Origin of the sequence: Streptomyces sp. NPDC048211 (assembly GCF_043202315.1) — a bacterium.
GTDB lineage: Bacteria > Actinomycetota > Actinomycetes > Streptomycetales > Streptomycetaceae > Streptomyces.
This window is the reverse complement of sequence record NZ_JBIDAD010000013.1, coordinates 162,510-180,413: the sequence shown is the minus strand read 5'-3', so window position 1 is coordinate 180,413 and position 17,904 is coordinate 162,510. Positions and strand designations below refer to the sequence as shown.

General features: G+C 71.4%; 20 protein-coding genes. 13 read left to right on the top strand and 7 right to left on the bottom strand.

All coding sequences use genetic code 11. The annotated features are described in order from the left end of the window. Positions 1–499: 499 nt before the first annotated feature. The 3 genes from ACGFZA_RS35660 to ACGFZA_RS35650 all read left to right on the top strand — a co-directional run bounded on the left by ACGFZA_RS35660 (position 500) and on the right by ACGFZA_RS35650 (position 4,370). Positions 500–2,347, top strand: a complete 1,848-nt coding sequence (locus tag ACGFZA_RS35660; protein ID WP_385285868.1) for a bifunctional metallophosphatase/5'-nucleotidase — start codon at positions 500–502, stop codon at positions 2,345–2,347. A 162-nt stretch (positions 2,348–2,509) separates the two neighbouring features. Continuing rightward, a complete protein-coding gene (locus ACGFZA_RS35655; RefSeq protein WP_393684652.1) occupies positions 2,510–3,403 on the top strand; it encodes a phosphatidylinositol-specific phospholipase C in 894 nt (297 codons plus the stop codon). 136 nt (positions 3,404–3,539) lie between these two features. After that, complete coding sequence (locus ACGFZA_RS35650; protein WP_385285864.1) at positions 3,540–4,370, top strand: tetratricopeptide repeat protein; 831 nt, start codon at positions 3,540–3,542, stop codon at positions 4,368–4,370. A 152-nt stretch (positions 4,371–4,522) separates the two neighbouring features. On the opposite strand, the gene ACGFZA_RS35645 is transcribed toward ACGFZA_RS35650, so the two are convergent. The 6 genes from ACGFZA_RS35645 to ACGFZA_RS35620 all read right to left on the bottom strand — a co-directional run bounded on the left by ACGFZA_RS35645 (position 4,523) and on the right by ACGFZA_RS35620 (position 10,264). Continuing rightward, positions 4,523–5,947: a sensor histidine kinase gene (locus ACGFZA_RS35645; protein WP_393684649.1), complete on the bottom strand. Its 1,425-nt coding sequence runs from the start codon at positions 5,945–5,947 to the stop codon at positions 4,523–4,525. After that, on the bottom strand, positions 5,944–6,675 hold the full coding sequence (locus ACGFZA_RS35640) for a response regulator transcription factor (protein WP_385285861.1): 732 nt from the start codon (positions 6,673–6,675) through the stop codon (positions 5,944–5,946). Before ACGFZA_RS35640 ends, ACGFZA_RS35645 begins: the two co-directional genes overlap by 4 nt. Positions 6,676–6,744: 69 nt before the next feature. Then, entirely contained in the window at positions 6,745–6,936 is a 192-nt protein-coding gene (locus ACGFZA_RS35635; protein ID WP_393684646.1) for a hypothetical protein, read from the bottom strand. A 10-nt stretch (positions 6,937–6,946) separates the two neighbouring features. Continuing rightward, complete coding sequence (locus ACGFZA_RS35630) at positions 6,947–8,089, bottom strand: S1C family serine protease (RefSeq protein WP_393684644.1); 1,143 nt, start codon at positions 8,087–8,089, stop codon at positions 6,947–6,949. Positions 8,090–8,386: 297 nt separating this feature from the next. Beyond that, the gene (locus ACGFZA_RS35625) at positions 8,387–9,436 is read right to left on the bottom strand and encodes a LacI family DNA-binding transcriptional regulator (protein WP_385285854.1); all 1,050 of its coding nucleotides are present in this window, start codon (positions 9,434–9,436) and stop codon (positions 8,387–8,389) included. Positions 9,437–9,460: 24 nt separating this feature from the next. Next, positions 9,461–10,264, bottom strand: coding sequence for a response regulator transcription factor (locus ACGFZA_RS35620; RefSeq protein ID WP_326737656.1), 804 nt, complete (start codon positions 10,262–10,264; stop codon positions 9,461–9,463). Positions 10,265–10,565: 301 nt separating this feature from the next. Here ACGFZA_RS35620 and ACGFZA_RS35615 point away from each other — a divergent pair, with 301 nt between their 5' ends. The 8 genes from ACGFZA_RS35615 to ACGFZA_RS35580 all read left to right on the top strand — a co-directional run bounded on the left by ACGFZA_RS35615 (position 10,566) and on the right by ACGFZA_RS35580 (position 16,323). After that, positions 10,566–11,441, top strand: coding sequence for an alpha/beta hydrolase family protein (locus tag ACGFZA_RS35615; protein WP_393684641.1), 876 nt, complete (start codon positions 10,566–10,568; stop codon positions 11,439–11,441). 53 nt (positions 11,442–11,494) lie between these two features. Continuing rightward, complete coding sequence (locus tag ACGFZA_RS35610) at positions 11,495–11,749, top strand: MoaD/ThiS family protein (protein WP_385285849.1); 255 nt, start codon at positions 11,495–11,497, stop codon at positions 11,747–11,749. Between the two features lie 10 nt (positions 11,750–11,759). Next, a complete protein-coding gene (locus ACGFZA_RS35605) occupies positions 11,760–13,190 on the top strand; it encodes a hypothetical protein (RefSeq protein WP_393684639.1) in 1,431 nt (476 codons plus the stop codon). A gap of 149 nt (positions 13,191–13,339) precedes the next feature. Next, positions 13,340–14,035 carry a DUF2993 domain-containing protein gene (locus ACGFZA_RS35600; protein ID WP_385285845.1) on the top strand — a complete coding sequence of 232 codons (696 nt, stop codon included), beginning with the start codon at positions 13,340–13,342 and terminating at the stop codon, positions 14,033–14,035. 309 nt (positions 14,036–14,344) lie between these two features. Next, the gene (locus ACGFZA_RS35595; protein ID WP_351392369.1) at positions 14,345–14,452 is read left to right on the top strand and encodes a putative leader peptide; all 108 of its coding nucleotides are present in this window, start codon (positions 14,345–14,347) and stop codon (positions 14,450–14,452) included. A 156-nt stretch (positions 14,453–14,608) separates the two neighbouring features. Continuing rightward, on the top strand, positions 14,609–15,454 hold the full coding sequence (locus ACGFZA_RS35590) for a sulfurtransferase (RefSeq protein ID WP_385285843.1): 846 nt from the start codon (positions 14,609–14,611) through the stop codon (positions 15,452–15,454). A gap of 50 nt (positions 15,455–15,504) precedes the next feature. After that, complete coding sequence (locus ACGFZA_RS35585; RefSeq protein ID WP_018490348.1) at positions 15,505–15,792, top strand: DUF1416 domain-containing protein; 288 nt, start codon at positions 15,505–15,507, stop codon at positions 15,790–15,792. A gap of 159 nt (positions 15,793–15,951) precedes the next feature. Beyond that, positions 15,952–16,323 (top strand): DUF3099 domain-containing protein, encoded by a 372-nt coding sequence (locus ACGFZA_RS35580; RefSeq protein ID WP_393684635.1) that lies wholly within the window; start codon positions 15,952–15,954, stop codon positions 16,321–16,323. A gap of 18 nt (positions 16,324–16,341) precedes the next feature. Here the strand turns inward: ACGFZA_RS35580 and ACGFZA_RS35575 are convergent, their stop codons facing one another. Next, complete coding sequence (locus tag ACGFZA_RS35575; RefSeq protein WP_385285839.1) at positions 16,342–16,704, bottom strand: DsrE family protein; 363 nt, start codon at positions 16,702–16,704, stop codon at positions 16,342–16,344. A 138-nt stretch (positions 16,705–16,842) separates the two neighbouring features. Between ACGFZA_RS35575 and ACGFZA_RS35570 the strand changes: the two genes are divergently transcribed. Both ACGFZA_RS35570 and ACGFZA_RS35565 read left to right on the top strand, forming a co-directional pair. Further along, entirely contained in the window at positions 16,843–17,007 is a 165-nt protein-coding gene (locus tag ACGFZA_RS35570) for a hypothetical protein (protein ID WP_393684633.1), read from the top strand. 260 nt (positions 17,008–17,267) lie between these two features. Continuing rightward, on the top strand, positions 17,268–17,840 hold the full coding sequence (locus ACGFZA_RS35565) for an FABP family protein (RefSeq protein WP_385285836.1): 573 nt from the start codon (positions 17,268–17,270) through the stop codon (positions 17,838–17,840). Positions 17,841–17,904: the final 64 nt, after the last annotated feature.

Below are 17,904 nucleotides of genomic sequence, written 5' to 3'. Positions count from 1 at the left end.
GGACTCCCCTGCACGCCCCCACCCGGCATCGCCCGCGTCTGCACACCGGCCCGGCGTCTGTCGCAGACGCAGGGCGGCCGGGGCCGGGGCCGTGCAGGGGAGTCCCCGCAGGACGACGAACATCGACCCGGGTCCCTCGCGTACCCGCGGAACGTTCGTCGTTTGAGGAGACGCCCCGGAGGGGCCCCGGCCCCCCACCCACCCGGCAGAGGCGCACCCCGCACCGCGGAGCACCCGCACCCCACGGGAGCACCCGCACCAAGCCCGTCCGGCGATTGAGGACGGAACCCCGCACCACGGGACCGGGCGCGGCAAGAACAGGACCCGGCCCCGCAGGGGCCCCCGCCCGGATGGGCGAATGGCCCCGTTCCGGTCGTTCGGCAACCTATTCGTAACCCCAAACATCTGTCGCGCTACGCGCGTTGACTCTAGGCTGCGGCACGCAGTCTTCAGACTCGTCACCACCCTCACACCTCCCGCTGAGCTCACAAGGGGATCGATGTCAGCGACACCGCAGAAGAACCGCGCGTCCCGGCGGGTGCTCGCCGCCGCAGCAGGTCTGGCCACCGTCGGCGCGCTGGTCGCCGCCATGCCGGCCGGCGCGCACGGGCACGGCAAGGGGCACGGCCACCACACGCCCGCCCGGACCGTCGATGTGCAACTGCTGTCCTTCAACGACCTGCACGGCAACCTGGAGCCGCCGGCCGGCTCGGCCGGTACGGTCACCGAGAAGCAGGCCGACGGCACGACGAAGGCCGTTCCGGCCGGCGGCGTGGAGTACCTCGCCTCGTCGCTGCGCGCCGCGCGCAAGGGGCACCCGTACTCCATCACCGCGGCCGGCGGCGACATGGTCGGGGCGAGCCCGCTGCTGTCGGGTCTGTTCCACGACGAGCCGACCATCGAGGCGCTCAACAAGATCGACCTCGATGTGACGACTGTCGGCAACCACGAGTTCGACGAGGGCGCCACCGAGCTGGCCCGCCTCCAGAACGGCGGCTGCCACCCGGTCGAGGGGTGCTACGAGCAGGGCAAGAAGTTCAAGGGCGCCGACTTCCCCTACCTCGCGGCGAACGTGACGGACGAGAAGACCGGCAAGCCGATCCTCAAGCCGTACACGGTGTGGAAGAAGAACGGTGTCAAGATCGGCTTCATCGGGGTGACCCTGGAGGGCACGCCGAACATCGTGACGGCCAACGGCGTCAAGGGCCTGAAGTTCCACGACGAGATCGAGACGGTCAACAAGTACGCCAAGGAGCTGGACCGGCAGGGCGTGAAGTCCATCGTCGCGCTGATCCACGAGGGCGGCGCCCCGGCCTCGTCCTCGTACAACTACGACTGCGACAGTCCGGCGGCCGGTGACGGGATCTCCGGTCCGATCACCGACATCGCCAAGGGCATCTCGCCGAAGGTCGACGCCCTGGTCACGGGCCACACCCACCAGGCGTACGTCTGCACGATCCCGGACCCGGCGGGCAACCCGCGCCTGGTCACGTCGGCCTCGTCGTTCGGCAAGCTGTACACGGACACGACGCTGACGTACGACCGTCGCACCAAGGACATCGTGCGCACCGCGGTGAAGACGTCCTCGAAGCACCAGGCGCCCGCGAACCCGGTCTCGGCGAACCACGTCGTCACCCGGGACCAGGCCAAGGCCACCGACATGACGGACCTGATCGCCCGCTGGAACACCCTGGCGGCGCCGATCGCCAACCGGCCGCAGGGCTTCATCTCCGCCGACATCAACGGCCGTGGCTCCACGGCTCCCGAGAAGCCGCTGGGCAACCTGATCGCGGACGCCCAGCTGGAGGGCCTGGCCCCGGCGGACAAGGGCGGGGCGGTCGTCGCCTTCATGAACCCGGGCGGCATCCGTGCCGACCTGGTGTACAAGGCGACGGGCAGCGAGGGCGACGGCGTGGTGACGTACGGGGAGTCGTTCACCGTGCAGCCGTTCACGAACATGATGAACGTCGTCGACCTGACCGGTGCGCAGCTGGTGTCCGCGCTTCAGCAGCAGGTCAGCGGTTCCAACGAGGCGAGCCCCAAGATCCTCCAGATCTCCAAGGGCCTCACCTACACCCTGGACCTGACGAAGGCCGGCGCGGACCGCGTGGTCACCGGAACGATCCGTCTGAACGGTGAGGCGATCGATCCGGCCAAGACCTACCGGGTCGCGATGAACGAGTTCCTGGCCGGCGGCGGCGACGGCTTCGCGGCCCTCGGCGCGGGCACCAACAAGCTGGTCGGCGCCTCCGACCTGGACCTGTTCAACGCCTACCTGGCCGCGCACTCCACGGCCGCGGCGCCGCTGGCCCCGCCGGCGACGGACCGGATCACGGTCGTCCAGTAGGGCGTACGGCAGGCGGGGATGCGCGGGCGGGGGCGAAGGCCCCGGCCCGCGCATCCGTCGTTTTCACGCCGCGGTCCGGCCGCCCCGTTCCCTACGTGATGTGTACGGGTCATAATCCGGGGGCTGCTGATCCCCCCCACACGGCACCCGGAGGCGTTCCGCATGAGCCCGTACACCGCGAACCGCAGACACTTCCTGGCCGGGGCGCTGGCCGTCTCCGCGACCGCTCTCGTCGGCGCGGCGCCCGCGCGCGCCGAGGCCCGGCGGGCCCTCACCGTGCAGGACTGGATGAGCGGCATCGCGGACGCCACCGCGCTCCAGCGCCTGACGATCCCCGGCTCGCACGACTCCGGCGCCCGCTACGGCGGCCCCTGGACCGAGTGCCAGAACACCACGATCGCCGAGCAGCTGAACAGCGGTCTGCGCTTTCTCGACGTGCGGTGCCGGATCACCGGTGACTCGTTCGCCATCCATCACGGGGCCTCGTACCAGAACCTGATGTTCGGCGACGTCCTGGGCGCCTGCTGGGACTTCCTGGCCCAGCGGCCCGGCGAGACCGTGCTGATGCGGGTCAAGCAGGAGTACTCGGAGGAGAGCGACGCCGCTTTCCGCCGGATCTTCGACCTGTACCTCGACACCAAGGGCTGGCGCCCGTTGTTCCACATCGACAGCGCACTGCCGACACTGGGAGGAGCCCGCGGCAAGGTGGTGCTCCTCGCCGACAACGGCGGGTTGCCCGGGGTCCGCTACGCAGATCCGGGACTCTTCGACATCCAGGACGACTACATGGCGGAGCCGTTCGCCAAGTACCCGAAGATCGAGAACCAGTTCCGCAAGGCGGCCGCGCAGCCGGGCAAGCTGTTCATGAACTACGTGAGTACGGCGGCGCTGCTGCCGCCCCGATGGAACGCGGACCGGCTGAACCCGCAGGTCCAGTCGTTCCTCGACTCCTCGGGGACGGCCGGATGGACCGGGCTCGGTATCGTCCCGCTGGACTTCCCGGCGACCAGGTCCGGGCTGGTGGAGTCGCTGATCCGGCACAACCCGGCGTCCTGACGCAGGCGTTACGGATCGCAGTCGGCCTCCGGCGGCGCGGCCCGGACGGCGGCGTGGGCGGCGTCGCAAGGGCTGTCGGCCAACCCTGTCCTGCCCTTCGCCGAGCCGTCCGCGCGGCGTCCGTATGCTCCGGACCATGAGATTCTTCCGGTCGCGCGGGCGAAGCGGTGCCCAGGAAATGGCGGGAACGCCCATCGATGAGGCCAAGGCCCTTTACGAAGGCGGGCGGTACGCCGAGGCGGAGGCCGAAGCCCGTGCCGTGGCCCGATCGCGGCCACGCAACGACGAGTACGCGGCGGTGGCGCTGAGCATCGCCGCGCTGGCGACGGGCGCCCAAGGCCGCCACGCCGAGGCGGTCGGCACCTATGACGAAGCGCTGGCTGCCTTCAACAGGATATTCGGGGCCGGTCACTGGTTCACCCTGAAGGTGCGCTCGGACCGCGCCCAGCAGCTGACCTCGCTCGGACAGTACGCCGAGTGCGAGGCGGAATGTGCGGCGGTCGCCGAGGCCGCGGACCGCGGCACCGGCCCGGAAATGTCACTGCTGGCATCGGCTGCCCGCAATGGGCTGGTCTTCGCCCTCAACGGTCAGGGACGTCATCAAGAGGCCGAGGCACTCGCCCGCGAGGCCCTGGCCGCCCATCGCGAACGTGACCGGGCGGGCCTCGTCCTGCGGCTCGGCCTGGCGCGCAGCCTCAACGGCCAGGACCGCTACGAAGACGCCCTCACCGAGGCGCAGGACGCCGACAGGCTGTACCGCGCGCTGCCCGAATCCCAGCGCCACCCGGACGTGGGCGCTGTCGAACTGGTCGTGGCGACCGCGCTGTGGGGATCGGGTCGCGCACTCGACGCCCGGCGCCAGGCTGTGGCCGCTCACGATGCCTGCCTGGCCTCCTTCGGCCCGGACCACCGCCGCACCGCCGAGGCCCGAACGCTGCTCGAACGTGTGGACGGCACCCGGCCGTGAGCGCGGGCGTGCCGGTCGGTGATCCGTCTCCGGCGTGACGAGTGAGGTGCGCGGACGCGGCTTCGCCGGGGTGGCGGCCGCCCTCCGCGGAGCAGCACGCGGTCAGGAGGGCGCGGGAGATCGCCTCGGTGGGGGCCGTCGTCCCCGCGCGCTCACCCCAGCGGGGGCTCCGGCGGCGGCTGGGGCGCCCCCGGGAGGCGGATCACCGCTTCCGTGCCGCCGCCCGGTGCGGGGCGCAGGTCGATCTCGCCGCCGGCCTGCTGGACCGTACGGGCCACGATCGACAGGCCGAGGCCCGAGCCGGGGAGCTGGCGGGCGGACGGGGAGCGCCAGAAGCGTTCGAAGACGTGGGGGAGTTCTTCGGAGGGGATGCCGGGGCCGTGGTCGCGGACCGTCAGCTCGCCCCGGTGCAGGACCACGTCGACCGTGCCGCCGGGCGGGCTGAACTTCACCGCGTTGTCCAGGACGTTGACGACCGCGCGCTCCAGGGCGGCCGGTTCGGCCCGGACGTACCAAGGGGCCAGCTCGGCCGTGAGGGTCAGCTCGGGGCCGCGCAGACGGGCGCGTTGCAGGGCGGTGCGGGCGATTTCGTGGAGCGCGATCACCTGGAGCGGGCCGGGGTCCGCCGCGTCGGGGCGGGCGAGTTCCTGGAGGTCGCCGATGAGGGAGGCCAGCTCCGTCATCTGGGCCTTCACCGAGGCCATCAGCGCCTTGCGGTCGTCCGGCGGGATGGCCCGGCCCGTCTCGTCGCTGCGGGCGAGGAGTTCGACGTTGGTGCGGAGAGAAGTCAGAGGGGTGCGGAGCTCGTGGCCGGCGTCGGCGATGAGCTGGGCCTGGCGGTCGCGGGACGTGGCCAGGGACGCCGTCATCGAGTTGAACGAGCGGGACAGCCGCGCGATCTCGTCCTCGCCCTCGACCGGGATGCGGACCGTCAGGTCCTCGGTACGGGCGACGTGCTCGACCGCCTCGGTGAGCTCGTCGACGGGGCGCAGGCCGGAGCGGGCCACCCAGAGTCCGGCGGCGCCGGCGCCGATGACGCCGATGCCGGAGACGAGGAGGAGGACCCAGGCGAGGGTGGAGAGGGGCTTGTCCACCTCGCTCGCGGGGCGGGCGACGGAGACGGCCAGGTCCGTGGGCGCGGTCCCCGGCTGGGTCGCCTTCACCGGATACGTGAAGACGCGCATCTTCACGCCGTCCTTGTCGACCGCGGAATGCAGCACGCTGCGCGCCTCGTGGTTGACCACCGCGAGGTCCGTCGGGCTCACCGGGATTTCTGCCGAGTCCGGATTGATGCAGATGCCGCCCTGGGCGTCGATGAGCTGGACGGTGAGGCCGGAATCGCTGCGCGGCGGAAGTGAGGTGGCCCGCTGGCAGTACGCGTACAGCCTGTTCAGGTAGTCCCCTTCGACCGTGGTGTTGCGCAAGGTCTCGTCCCGTTGGTGCTCCAACTGCGCCTTCGTCACGAACCAGCAGGCCACCGCCACCGCCGCGACCGCCACCGCCACCGCGGTGGCGACCAGCAGCGCCAGCCGGGAGCGGAGCGGCAGGGAGCGGATCCGCCGGAGCGGGCCGGTCATCCCTCGCCCCCGCCGGAGCGCAGCGCGTACCCCACGCCCCGCACCGTGTGGACCAGGCGCGGCTCGCCGCCCGCCTCGGTCTTGCGGCGCAGGTACATCACGTACACGTCCAGGGAGTTGGAGCTCGGCTCGAAGTCGAAGCCCCACACCGCCTTGAGGATCTGCTCGCGGGTCAGCACCTGGCGCGGGTGCGCCAGGAACATCTCCAGCAGGGTGAACTCGGTACGGGTCAGCTCCACGTGCCGGGTGCCGCGCATGACCTCGCGGGTCGCGAGGTCCATGCGCAGGTCGGCGAAGGCCAGCACGTTGTCGTCGGGGAGGGGGCCGCCCGCCGCGACCGCGTACGAGCTGCGGCGGAGCAGGGCCCGGATGCGGGCGAAGAGTTCGTCCAGCTCGAAGGGTTTGACCAGGTAGTCGTCGGCGCCCGCGTCGAGCCCGGTGACGCGGTCGCCGACGGTGTCGCGGGCGGTGAGCATCAGGATGGGGGTGGTGGTGCCCGTGGCACGGATGCGGCGGGCGGCGGTCAGCCCGTCCATCCGCGGCATCTGGATGTCGAGGACGATGAGGTCGGGGTCGTACGACTCCGCCTTCGTGAGGGCGTCGAGACCGTCGACGGCGACCTCGGTGCCGTACCCCTCGAACGCGAGACTGCGCTGCAGGGCCTCGCGCACGGCGGGCTCGTCGTCGACGATCAGGATGCGCTGCGGATCGTCTTCGGCGGGGCTCATCGCTGCTTCGTCCTCTTCTCGTTCCGTACGGGGCGGGAGCCGTGGTGGGCCTTCTCGGTCCCCGGCTCCTCAGCCTCGCACGGCCGTGGCGCGGCGTCGCGCGGCACGGCGTCCGCGGTTGCCGGTGGTGCGGAGCTCCGTGGCGCGTGGCCGGTCCGTGCCGGACCCGTCGGCGGGTGCCGGCTCGGCGAGCACGGTGAGGAGAGCGAGCGGCAGGGCCAGGTCGGCGGGGCCGGTGGGGGTGTCGGTCGGGTGGTGCATGGCCTTCTCCTCAGGAGCTGTCGCCGGACCGCAGCGTGTCGAGGTCGGCCTTGAGGGTGTTCACCGGGATGGCGAAGCCGAGGCCGACGCTGCCCGCGCCGGAGCTGCTGGAACCGTTGGACGAACTGGCGGAGTACATCGCGGAGTTGATGCCGATGATCTCGCCGTTCATGTTGATCAGGGCGCCACCGGAGTTCCCCGGGTTGAGGGAGGCGTCGGTCTGGATGGCCTTGTAGGTGGTGGTGGAGTCGCCGGTGTCGCCGTTGAACTGCTGTCCGCCGAACTCGAACGGCCACTCCTGTCCGCCGCCCTGCCCGCCCTGGCCCTGGCCCTGATCCTGGCTGCCGCTGTCGCTGTCCTTGGCGACCGTGACGTCACGGTCGAGCGCGGACACGATGCCGCTGGTGACCGTGCCGGTCAGTCCCTCCGGCGAGCCGATCGCGACGACCTGGTCGCCGACGGCGACCTGGGAGGAGTCGCCGAGCGTGGCCGTCTTCAGACCGCTCGCGCCCTGGAGCTTGATCAGCGCGAGGTCCTTGTCGGCGTCGGTGCCGACGACCTCGGCGGTGTACGTCTTGCCCGTGCTCAGCGTGACCTTGATGGACGTGGCGCCCGCGATGACGTGGTTGTTGGTGACGATCTCGCCGTCCGACGTGATGACCACGCCTGATCCGGTGGACTGGCCCGCGTTCGAGGTCGCGCCGATCTCGACGATCGTCGGCGAGAGGGCCGCGGCCACGCCGGAGACGGTGCCCTTGCTGCTCTGCGAGACGGTGGTGCCGGGAACGACACTGGCGGCCGTGCCGGTGCTGCCGTTGTCGGTGAGCTGTGCGATCACGGTGGCGGTGCCGCCTCCGACGACCGCTGCCGCGATGGCCACCGCCGCGAGGAGCGCGACCGGCCGGCGGACCCGGCGACGGGGGGAGGACGGTTCGGGCGCCTGCTGCGGCAGCCCGTGGAGGCCCCCGCCGCCGTGGCCCGCACCGCCGGTGTACGCGTCCGCCGTGCCGGGTGCGGGCCACACGGTGGTCCCGGGGTCCATGGCGACCGGCTGGACGGGCTGGTATGACGGCGGCGGCGGGTAGGCCGCGTCGCCGTTGCCGTACGAGGGGTACATCGGGTACTCGCCGCTCGGGCGCTGGCTCTCTGTCATGTCTACGAGAGTGTCCAGCGAACATGAGAGGACCCTGAGTACGCCCTGAGAAGCCCGGCAGAACCTCGTATGCCCGATATAAGGACGCGTTCCGAGGGGTCGGGACAGGAGCGACGGGACGGGCCCGCCCGCCCCGCGTCCGCCCGAGGGCTGTCCCGTCCGCCCGGCGGGCGCGTGACGGCTACGCCGCCTCGCCGCGTTGCCGGAACGCCCGGACGCATCCGGCACGCGGACGTCTCTCCGCCTCGCACCGCATCCGACGCCGTGCGCCGATCCACCATGGACGACGGGACAGCCTCAGGCGAGCACCTGCGCGGCAGGCGGTTCCCCGCAGCCGCACGAGCGCCGGACCACCAGCGCCGAGGGGAACTGCTTCAGCCGCTCCCGTCGCGAACCCGACACCCGCAGCGAGTCGTCGAGCACCAGGTCCACGGCCGCCCGCGCCATCGCCGGCCGGTCCGAGAAGACCGTGGTCAGCGGCGGATCGGTCAGGCCCGCTTCCTTCACGTCGTCGAAGCCCGCCACCGCGAGCTCACCGGGCACGTCGATCCGCAGCTCGCGCGCGGCCCGCAGCACCCCGATGGCCTGGTCGTCGGTCGTGCAGAAGATGGCCGGCGGGCGGTCGGGGCCCGAGAGGATCCCCAGCGCCACCCGGTAGGCGTCGTAACGGTTGTACGGGGCCTGGAAGAGCCGGCCCTCCGTCGAGCGGCCCGACTCGTGCATCGCCCGGCGCCAGCCCTCGACGTGGTCGGCGACCGGGTCGCCGACCGCCGGGGTCGACTCCATGCCGCCGAGGCACGCGACGTACTCGTTGCCGTGCTCCAGCAGGTGGCGGGTGGCGAGCTGGGCGCCGCCGACGTCGTCCGTGACGACCGCGACGTCGTCGATCGCCTCGGGCCGTTCGTGCAGCAGCACGACCCGGGCGTCCCACGCCTCTATCTCCGCGGCCGCGCGCTCGCTGGGGCCCTGGCTGACCAGGATCAGGCCGGAGACCCGCATGCCGAGGAAGGCGCGCAGATAGTGGACCTCGCGCTCGTCGCGGTAGTCGGAGTTGCCGACGAGCACCATTTTCCCGCGCTCGGCGGCGGCCTGTTCGACCGCGTGCGCCATCTCCGCGAAGAACGGCTGCCGCGCGTCCGGCACGATCATCCCTATGAGGTCGGTCCGCCGCGAGGCCATCGCCTGGGCGACCCGGTCGGGCCGGTAGCCCAGCTCCTTGATCGCGGCGAGTACCCGCTCGCGCGTGGCCGGGGCGACCGGCCGGGGTCCGTTGTTGATGACGTAACTGACCACTGCGGTCGACGTCCCCGCCAGTCTCGCCACATCGTCCCGCGTCACCTTGGCCACGCGCGGCAGTCTACGCGGATTGACCTACCTCTTGGCAGGCTGGACCGGGGCTTCTTCCGTGACCTCCGCTACCTCCGGCTGCTCCGAACGGGTGAGGGTTTCGGCAGCCGCCTTCGCGGCGGCGGTCTTCGCCTCCTCGGCGGCGGCCCGCTCCACCTTCTCCGGCGCGACGAAGCGGTAGCCCACGTTGCGCACGGTGCCGATGAGTGACTCGTGCTCGGGGCCGAGCTTGGCGCGCAGCCGCCGTACGTGGACGTCGACCGTCCGCGTACCGCCGAAGTAGTCGTAGCCCCAGACCTCCTGGAGCAGCTGGGCGCGGGTGAAGACCCGGCCCGGGTGCTGTGCCAGGTACTTGAGCAGTTCGAATTCCTTGAAGGTCAGGTCCAGGACCCGGCCCTTGAGCTTCGCGCTGTACGTCGCCTCGTCCACCGAGAGGTCGCCGTTGCGGATCTCCATCGGGGAGTCGTCGGCGGTGATCTGCTGCCGGCCGGTGGCCAGCCGCAGGCGTGCCTCGACCTCGGCGGGGCCCGCCGTGTCCAGCAGCACGTCGTCGATGCCCCAGTCCGCGGTGACGGCCGCGAGGCCGCCCTCGGTGACGACGAGGATCAGCGGACAGCCGGGTCCGGTGGACCGCAGCAGCTGACAGAGGGAGCGGACCTGCGGCAGGTCGCGCCGTCCGTCGATGAGGATGACGTCGGCACCGGGGGTGTCGACGAGAGCGGGGCCTTCGGCGGGAGCCACCCGCACGCTGTGCAGCAGGAGGCCGAGGGCGGGAAGCACCTCCGTCGACGGCTGGAGGGCATTCGTCAGGAGCAGCAGTGAACTCATCGCCGCCCACCTGCCTGGGTCGTCGGTCGATGATCGTGCACGGTTGGCTCGCCCATTACGTCGGTCCTCCTCGTTCCCTGCGAGAGGGGCACTCCCGGGTCGGACCCGGGGGAGTATGCGGCACTGCTTCGTACGCTTGTCTGTGCGTACCCGCACGACGTTTCGTCATACGGGCTTTACGCGTGCGTCCCGCGCCCAGGACCGCTGAGCTTGTCGAAACGTCGTCGTAACAACGCGCGGAAAGCACAAAAGGACCCGGGGGCTGCTTTGCCCGGATCCTCTTCCCAGCAGAATAGCCCACATGAGTTCTGTGTCCGAGGGGCGATTTCGGAGTTCCTCTGTTCCCTTGATCACGCGCGGTCCGCTGCGGACCGCGTTGCGTGCCGATGACGGGGTCCTGATCGAGGCGGTGTACGACCCGTGTACGGGAGATGACGGCGCCGGCGCGGAGGCGCGGGGCGCCGGGACGGCGATCGTCGTCGCGCACGGATTCACCGGTTCGGCGGACCGCCCCGCGGTGCGGCGCGCCGTGGAGGTGTTCTCGCAGCGTGCGGCGGTGGTCACCTTCTCGTTCCGGGGCCACGGGCGCTCCGGCGGACGGTCCACGGTGGGCGACCGCGAGGTGCTGGATCTGGCCGCCGCGGTGGCCTGGGCGCGGTCGCTCGGGCACACGCGCGTTGTTACGGCCGGCTTCTCGATGGGCGGTTCCGTGGTCCTCCGGCACGGGGCTCTGTATACGGCCCCGTCGGCGGAGGGGGAGGCCGGGGGGCGCACAGAAGCGCACGGGGAGGCGCACGCGGATGCGGTGGTGTCCGTGAGCGCTCCGGCGCGCTGGTACTACCGGGGGACCGCCCCGATGCGGCGGCTGCACTGGATGGTCACCCGCCCCACCGGGCGGCTGGTCGGGCGGTACGGCTTCCGCACCCGGATCCACCGCAAGGACTGGGACCCGGTCCCGCTCTCCCCGGTCGAGGCCGCCCGGCTGATCGCCCCGGCCCCCCTGCTGATCGTGCACGGCGACCAGGACCCGTACTTCCCGCTCGACCACCCGCGGATGCTCGCCGACGCGGCGGGCGCCGCCGCCGACCTGTGGCTGGAGTCCGGGATGGGCCACGCGGAGAACGCGGCGGACGAGACCTTGCTCACCCGCATCGCCGACTGGGCGATGACGCGGTGAACCATGATGGACAGCCGATGCGTGAGCTGACGCGAGACGAGAGGAGCGCCGCCATGCCTGCGGGAACGATCCGCTACTGGGCAGCCGCCAAGGCCGCGGCCGGAACCGCGGAGGAGTCGTACACCGCTGCGACGCTCAAAGAGGCGCTCGACGGGGCGCGCGAACGACACCCCGGTGAACTGAGCCGCGTACTGCAAAGGTGTTCGTTCCTCATCGACGGTGACCCCGTCGGGACCCGGAGCCATGAGACCGTACGCCTTGCCGAGGGCGGCACGGTCGAGGTGCTCCCGCCGTTCGCAGGAGGGTGAACCGCAGAACATGAGCAGCAGCGATCAGCAGCAGCCGTACCCGCAGCAGCAGCCACAGCATCCGCAGTATCCGTACGGGCAGGAGCCGCAGCCCCAGGCGCAGCAGCAGGCGTACGGGCAGCCGCAGGCGTACGGGGAGCAGCAGGCGTACGGGGACCCGTCGTACGGAGAGCCGTCGTACGGCGGTCAGGCGTACGCCGGGCAGGGATACGCGGACCAGGGGTACGCGGACCCCTCCTACGGGCAGCAGGCGCCCCATGGGGGCGACGCGGCACCGTACGGGACTCCGCAGCAGGGCGGGTACGACCCGCACCCGCCCCAGCAGGCCGCCCGGTACCCGCAGCAGGGCTCGCCCGCCCCGCAGGCTCCGCAGCCCGCGGCGGACTGGCCCGCCGGCGACCAGGGGGTCACCCAGACCTGGGAGGGCCAGACCTGGGACACCCAGTACCAGCCGACGATCCGGCCCGCCCAGCAGCACGATCGGCCCGTCCAGCCCGCGCCTGATGCGCAGGCCGCCGCCGACGACACCGCGTACCTGGCGCCGCTGGGCGCGTCCGGCTCGTACCCGCTGCCCCCCGAGGTCCGGGCCGAGGCCCCGGGTGCTCCCGGCCCGGTCGCCCCCGTCGCCGCCCCCGCGCAGGGCGAGGACGGCTACAGCGCGCCGACCACGCTGGGCAACAGCCGCATCACCGACGCCCAGCGCGCCCGCGCCGAGGGACGCTCGCCGATCATCGCGCCCGGCATGCAGCCGGCCGCGATCACCGCGGGGCTCGGGCTGCTGCTCGCGCTCGGCGCGGCCGTCGGGCCGTACGCCCTGGTCGTCCCGCTGGTGCTGCTCCAGGCGGTGACCGCGGCCGGATGGTTCCGGCTCAACGGCATGTGGCCCGCCCGTCAGGGCATCGCGCTCGCCTTCGCCGGCGGTCTCGTCGCCGATGTGGCGCTGCTCGCGGCCGGCCGGGAGAACGGGCCGGCCGCGATCCTCGGCACCCTCGGCGTCTGGGTGCTGCTCACCGTCGTGCTCCAGCTGCGCAGCCGGGCCGGTGCCGACGAGCGGATGCAGGGGCTGATGGCCACGGTCGCCTCGGCCGCCCTGACAGTCCTCGCCGCCGGGCACCTCGCGGCCGTCCCGGACGCCGTGACGGTCGGCGGTGTGGCCGTCGCCGCCGCCGTGCTCGTCCGGGCGCTGCCGCTGCCCGGACCGGCCTCGGTCGTGGCCGCGCTCGTCGTCGCCGCGGGTGCCGGAGCGGTGGCGGGCACCGTCACCGACCTGGGGGCCAAGGGCGCGCTGCTCGGCCTCGCGGCCGGTGTCTGCGCGCTGATCGGGCTGCGGGTGGCGAGCTATGACTACCCGTCACGCTTCGTGCACATGACCGCGGGAGTCGCCCTGCCGCTCACCGCGGCCGCCCCGGCCGTGTATCTGATCGGGCGCGCGCTCGCGTAACCCGGACCGCGTCCCCCGGCATGCCGAAGCCCTCCACGGGGAACCGATGGGGGGCTTCCGCTCGTCGATCACCCGGGGCGTGACGTGCGGCCGCAGTAGGCTCACGGGCGCCGGAGGTCCGGATGGACGGGGCGCGGGGGAGGACAGGCATGCGTGCACTGCGAATACTGCTGATCGTCGTGGTGGTTCTGGCCGGTGTGTTCATCGCCGTGGACCGTGCGGCGGTGTATTTCGCCGAGTCGGAGGCGGCGGACCGGGTGGTGGTGTCCGGGGCGCGGACCGGGTCCACGGACGTCTCCATCAAGGGGTTCCCGTTCCTGACCCAGGTCGCCGGATCGGAACTCGACGAGGTCGACGTGAAGATCACCGGGATCGAGGCGACCGCCGGCGGCCGCGCCCTGCGGATCAGCAGGATGGACGCGGAACTGCACCAGGTGCGCCTGACCGACGGCTTCTCCGGCGCCACGGCGGCCCGTGCCGGCGGCACGGCCGTCATCTCGTACGAGGACCTGACCAGGGCGGCCTCGCAGGACGTCGCCGTCGAGTACGGCGGCAACGGCAAGGTGAAGGTGACCGGCACGGTCACCATCCCCGTCGTCGGCCGGACGGTCTCGCGCAGCGTCCTGTCCACCGTGACCCTGGTCGACGGCCACACCGTCCGGGTGCACGCGGACAAGGTGCCGGGCGAGGGAATCCCCGGCCTCGAAGGGCTCGTACGCGAGAAGACCGACTTCGAGCGCGAGGTGGGCAAGCTGCCGAACGGCCTGAAGCTGGAGAGGATCGAGCCGACCGCCGCGGGTCTGGAGATCTCCGTGACGGGCACCGACGTACGCCTCGCCGGATAACACCCGCCGCGACGGGGTAGGCAGCGCGGTGTCCCCCTTTGCCGGAGACCCGGGGAATCAGAGCCCCGGGGAATCAGGGGCTGAGAGGCCGGGGACTCGGGGACAGGGCCCTCGGTCGCCGTACCCCGGTCCGTCACCCACATATTGAGACGGCGGAGTCCGTTCCGCAGATGCCCGACCGGCCCCGCACCCCCGGCGGCGGCCCCGAAAGCCTCGTCCTTCCGCTCGCGTCTCACACTGCGGACGATCGTGTCTCAATATGCGACACAGCGGTGACATGTCCGCCCGTACGTCCCTACGATCGGTCCCATGCAGTGCTCTATTAGCGGTCTCCGACAGCGGGGACAGGCGGATCTCACGAAGCGGCGGGCAGTGGACCTGTGCCGCGTCGCCGCCATGCTCTGTCGCACTGTCTGAGCGGGAAACGTCGACGTCCCGCATTCCCGGCCCTCCGATCGTTCGTCGGGGCCATCCCGATGCCCCCTGTGCACGCGCCGAACTCCGTGCCCGGCACATCCGCATCACGCACCATCTCGCATCATCTCGCCGCAGACTGCCCCGGAGGAGAACACAATGAGCCGCAGTGACGTCCTGGTAGACGCTGACTGGGTCGAGGCCCACATCGACGACCCGAAGGTCGCCATCGTCGAGGTCGACGAGGACACCTCCGCGTACGAGAAGAACCACATCAAGAACGCGATCCGGATCGACTGGACCAAGGACCTCCAGGACCCGGTCCGCCGCGACTTCATCGACCAGGCCGGTTTCGAGGAGCTGCTGTCCGGCAAGGGCATCGGCAACGACACCACGGTCGTCCTCTACGGCGGCAACAACAACTGGTTCGCGTCCTACGCGTTCTGGTACTTCAAGCTCTACGGCCACCAGGACGTCCGCCTGCTCGACGGCGGCCGCAAGAAGTGGGAGCTCGACTCCCGCGACCTGGTCGACGGCGACCAGATCCCGTCCCGCCCGGCCACGCAGTACAAGGCCCAGGCGCAGGACGAGTCGATCCGCGCCTACCGCGACGACGTCGTGAAGGCCATCGGCACCCAGAACCTGGTCGACGTGCGCTCGCCCGACGAGTTCAGCGGCAAGCTGCTCGCCCCGGCCCACCTCCCGCAGGAGCAGTCGCAGCGCCCCGGCCACGTGCCGAGCGCCCGCAACATCCCGTGGTCGAAGAACGCCAACGACGACGGCACCTTCAAGTCGGACGACGAGCTCAAGGCCCTCTACGAGGACGAGCAGGTCGACCTGTCGAAGGACACCATCGCGTACTGCCGCATCGGTGAGCGCTCCGCGCTCACCTGGTTCGTGCTGCACCAGCTGCTCGGCCAGGAGAACGTCAAGAACTACGACGGCTCGTGGACCGAGTACGGCTCCCTCGTGGGCGTGCCGATCGAGCTCGGCGCCAACAAGTAACTCCGCACCACCCGGACCAGCACGACCCCCGACCAGAAGGACAGAACGCCATGTGTGGAGCAAAGGCCGGCGGCCCCGACGCTTCGACCATCAAGCCCGGTGAGACCACCATCCAGGGCAGCGTGACCCGCGACGGCGAGCCCGTCACCGGCTACGTCCGCCTGCTGGACTCGACCGGCGAGTTCACCGCCGAGGTCCCGACCTCGGCGACCGGACAGTTCCGCTTCTACGCGGCCGAGGGCACCTGGACGCTGCGCGCCCTGGTTCCGGGCGGCAGTGCCGACCGCACGGTCGTGGCGCAGACGGGCGGCCTCTCCGAGGTGGCCATCGCCGTCTAGCTGCTGCTGTCACGGCTCTGCCGATGACCGGCCGAAGGGCCGTACCCCAGGGGGTTGGACGCTTCCTGTGAACGGGGTACGGCCCTTCGTGCCGTCCGGGCGGAAACCCGGCACGGTCCAGGACCGGCCGGTCGGGCGGATCGGGCCTACGCTGGACTCATGTACCGCCGTCGCCGGCGCGCCTACTTCCTGATGATGGGCGGATGCCTCGTCCTCTTCGTCTCGGCCTGGGCCTTCGTGAGGCTCTGGTCGATGCCCGCCGCCATCGCGATGTGCGTGGTCGCGATGGTCATCCCGCCCGTCGCGGCGATGGTCGCCAACCGGAAGGGTCCCGAGGACCGCTGGTGGGACGAGCCCGCCCCGGGCCCTGAACCCCGGACCCCGCCCCGGCCGCCCGGCAGGGACGGCTCCGCGGGACGCACGGGGTCCACGGGCCCGACAGCCCCGACAGGCCCGACGGGGCCCACCGGCGATCCGGAGTCCGACGCGTGGTGGGACGAGCTCGACGGCAGGAAGAAGCGCCGTCGGTGAGGGACCGGGCCGGCCCGGTCAGTAGACGAGCGCCTGGACGCCGTCGGCCATGATCTCGCTGACGAAGACCTGAGCACCGGCGATCCGCACGCCCTCCAGGACGTCCTGCTCGGTGATGTCGCGGCGGGCCGCGCACTGCGTGCAGAGAGTGATCTGCCCGCCCACCTGGATCGACTCGATCAGATCCGGCAGCGGCGCGGCGTGCGGGAGTTCGAACTCGGCGGCGCGCCCCGGCAGCGCGAACCAGGCGGACTCCCCGGTCAGCCAGAGCGAGACCTCCACACCACTGGCGACGGCGACGGCCGCCACGGTGAACGCCTGCGAACAGCGCTCGGCGGAGTCGGCACCTGCGGTCACCTTGATCACGAGCTTCTTCGGCATATGCCGAACTGTAATCCTCAGCCGCACAACCTCGTGGGGGACCGGCGGGTCAGTGGTGTGCACAGGTAACGGAACCTGCGCCTCAGGTCTCGTGGGGGGACCCCATTTTGAACCCGAAAGACACTCACGTCGTCGTACGTGTTCGGTGAGCAGAAGCCCTTCGGCGCGGCCCAGGTCCGGCAGGGGTATCTGGTCTCGGGTGACACGGTCGCCCTGGTCGTCCAGTCCCGCAGGGGCGGCGGGGGAACGCCGCGCATCCCCTTCCACCAGACCCTGATCCTGCAGAACCAGCTGCTGGGCTGAGCCGCCCCGCGGCACGCCCCGAACCGGCGGGCCGGGACCCCACCCATTAGGCTGGGGCCCGGCCCTGTACTGCCGCCATACCGCTCGTTCAAGGAGCTCCCGTGCTTGAGGCATTCTTCTCCGCCCTGCTGGTCCTGGTCTGCGTCGGCGTTCTCGCCTTCGCCGGCGTGACCGTGAAGAAGCTGTACCAGGGTCAGCGCTAATCCCTTTCCCGTTCCCGGCGTCCCCGCCTCCCGCCTCACAGATCGTCTGAGCCGCTCATGATCGAGATCCCGTCCGACCTTCACCCGGACCTCGTCCCGCTGGCCTTCCTCCTGGGCAACTGGGCGGGCGCGGGCGTGTCCGACTTCCCCGGTGCCGAGAAGTGCAACTTCGGCCAGGAGGTCTCCTTCAGCCATGACGGCCGGGACTTCCTGGAGTACACCTCGCACTCCTGGGTGCTGGACGGCGAGGGCAACAAGGTCAAGCCGCTGGAGTCGGAGTCCGGGTACTGGCGCATCGACAAGGACCGCAAGGTCGAGGTCGTCATGGTCCGCGACCAGGGCGTCATCGAGATCTGGTACGGCGAGCTGGGCCACCAGAAGCCGCAGATCGACCTGGTCACCGACGCGGTGGCCCGGACCGCGGCCTCCGGCCCGTACAACGGTGGCAAGCGGCTCTACGGCTATGTGAAGAGCGACCTCATGTGGGTGGGCGAGAAGTCCACGCCGGAGGTCGAGCTGCGGCCGTACATGTCGGCGCACCTGAAGAAGGTCGTCACACCGGAGGACGTCGCGGCGATGGCGAAGAGCCTCGGTGACCTCCCGGACGACGGAATCGCCTTCTTCAAGTAGCCACGAGGTCCGTCGCAGGGCCTGTCGCCGGTCTTCCGCACGGCAGGTTCCGGCGGATACCCAT

Bases quoted from the DNA above. Each gene is read 5' to 3' on its own strand.
- ACGFZA_RS35660 (WP_385285868.1), top strand. From the start codon at position 500: ATGTCAGCGACACCGCAGAAGAACCGCGCGTCCCGGCGGGTGCTCGCC.
- ACGFZA_RS35655 (WP_393684652.1), top strand. From the start codon at position 2,510: ATGAGCCCGTACACCGCGAACCGCAGACACTTCCTGGCCGGGGCGCTG.
- ACGFZA_RS35650 (WP_385285864.1), top strand. From the start codon at position 3,540: ATGAGATTCTTCCGGTCGCGCGGGCGAAGCGGTGCCCAGGAAATGGCG.
- ACGFZA_RS35645 (WP_393684649.1), bottom strand. From the start codon at position 5,947: ATGACCGGCCCGCTCCGGCGGATCCGCTCCCTGCCGCTCCGCTCCCGG.
- ACGFZA_RS35640 (WP_385285861.1), bottom strand. From the start codon at position 6,675: ATGAGCCCCGCCGAAGACGATCCGCAGCGCATCCTGATCGTCGACGAC.
- ACGFZA_RS35635 (WP_393684646.1), bottom strand. From the start codon at position 6,936: ATGCACCACCCGACCGACACCCCCACCGGCCCCGCCGACCTGGCCCTG.
- ACGFZA_RS35630 (WP_393684644.1), bottom strand. From the start codon at position 8,089: ATGACAGAGAGCCAGCGCCCGAGCGGCGAGTACCCGATGTACCCCTCG.
- ACGFZA_RS35620 (WP_326737656.1), bottom strand. From the start codon at position 10,264: ATGAGTTCACTGCTGCTCCTGACGAATGCCCTCCAGCCGTCGACGGAG.
- ACGFZA_RS35615 (WP_393684641.1), top strand. From the start codon at position 10,566: ATGAGTTCTGTGTCCGAGGGGCGATTTCGGAGTTCCTCTGTTCCCTTG.
- ACGFZA_RS35610 (WP_385285849.1), top strand. From the start codon at position 11,495: ATGCCTGCGGGAACGATCCGCTACTGGGCAGCCGCCAAGGCCGCGGCC.
- ACGFZA_RS35605 (WP_393684639.1), top strand. From the start codon at position 11,760: ATGAGCAGCAGCGATCAGCAGCAGCCGTACCCGCAGCAGCAGCCACAG.
- ACGFZA_RS35600 (WP_385285845.1), top strand. From the start codon at position 13,340: ATGCGTGCACTGCGAATACTGCTGATCGTCGTGGTGGTTCTGGCCGGT.
- ACGFZA_RS35595 (WP_351392369.1), top strand. From the start codon at position 14,345: ATGCAGTGCTCTATTAGCGGTCTCCGACAGCGGGGACAGGCGGATCTC.
- ACGFZA_RS35590 (WP_385285843.1), top strand. From the start codon at position 14,609: ATGAGCCGCAGTGACGTCCTGGTAGACGCTGACTGGGTCGAGGCCCAC.
- ACGFZA_RS35585 (WP_018490348.1), top strand. From the start codon at position 15,505: ATGTGTGGAGCAAAGGCCGGCGGCCCCGACGCTTCGACCATCAAGCCC.
- ACGFZA_RS35580 (WP_393684635.1), top strand. From the start codon at position 15,952: ATGTACCGCCGTCGCCGGCGCGCCTACTTCCTGATGATGGGCGGATGC.
- ACGFZA_RS35575 (WP_385285839.1), bottom strand. From the start codon at position 16,704: ATGCCGAAGAAGCTCGTGATCAAGGTGACCGCAGGTGCCGACTCCGCC.
- ACGFZA_RS35565 (WP_385285836.1), top strand. From the start codon at position 17,268: ATGATCGAGATCCCGTCCGACCTTCACCCGGACCTCGTCCCGCTGGCC.